Raw genomic sequence first — 925 nt, forward strand, 5'->3', positions numbered from 1 at the left:
GAACACAGCCGTTCCGTTCGCGGCGCTCACAGCTCGCCACCGTTCTTGGAAGCATATTCCTCCGCGGAAAGCAGCGGGCCATGTTCGATCACGGCCACTTTGAAGAGCCAGCCCGCACCGTACGGATCGTTGTTGATCAGGGCAGGATCGTCGACGACGGCGGAGTTTACTTCCGTGACCTCGCCCGTCACCGGGGAGTACAGGTCCGAGACGGACTTGGTGGACTCAACCTCGCCGCAGGTCTCCCCCGCCGTCACAGCGGAACCGACCTCCGGCAGATCAACATACACGATGTCGCCAAGGGCATCCGCAGCAACCGCGGAAATCCCAATCCCCTCAGGCCCAGCCCCATCCGAGGCAACCCACTCGTGTTCAGCCGAATACTTCAACTCGGCAGCTACTTTGCTCATCTCATTTCCTTCTCTCTTCTAGTTCACAAAACTTGGTGTTCGGTTGGGGATTTCCGGGTGGACTACTTGGCGCGGTTGTAGAAAGGCAGTGCCACGACTTCAAAGGTTTCCGGCTTCCCTCGCAGGTCGACGTCAACAATTGCGCCTGGTTCGGCGTGCTCGACGTGCACATACGCCAGGGCGATCGGGTAACCGAGCGTGGGGCTTGGCTGGCCGGACGTGACTTCGCCAATCAGCGTCCCGTTCTTGAGCACCGAATAGTGGGCGCGGGCGGCGCGGCGGCCAAGTCCTTTGAGTCCCACGAGTTTGCGGCCGAGTGTCGTTCCGACGCCGGCTGCCTTGATCACCGTCAGCGCCTCCTTGCCTACGAAGTCGCTTTCCTTGGCGAGCGACACAACAGGACCCAGGCCTGCCGAGAAGGGGTTGCCTTCGCGGGAGAGCTCGTTGCCGTAGAGCGGCATGCCGGCTTCGAGGCGCAGGGAGTCACGCGAGGCCAGGCCGGCGGGGATCAGCTC

General features: G+C 62.3%; 2 protein-coding genes. Both read right to left on the minus strand.

What is annotated here, in order from left to right; genetic code table 11:
• Positions 1 to 26 precede the first annotated feature (26 nt).
• Positions 27 to 410 (minus strand): glycine cleavage system protein GcvH, encoded by a 384-nt coding sequence (gene gcvH / locus AC1DJW_RS26455; RefSeq protein ID WP_476902948.1) that lies wholly within the window; start codon positions 408 to 410, stop codon positions 27 to 29.
• A 62-nt stretch (positions 411 to 472) separates the two neighbouring features.
• On the minus strand, positions 473 to 925 hold a 453-nt coding region (locus AC1DJW_RS26460; RefSeq protein WP_476902949.1), incomplete at its 5' end, for a glycine cleavage T C-terminal barrel domain-containing protein.

The organism is Arthrobacter sp. 05L417 (genome assembly GCF_056397865.1).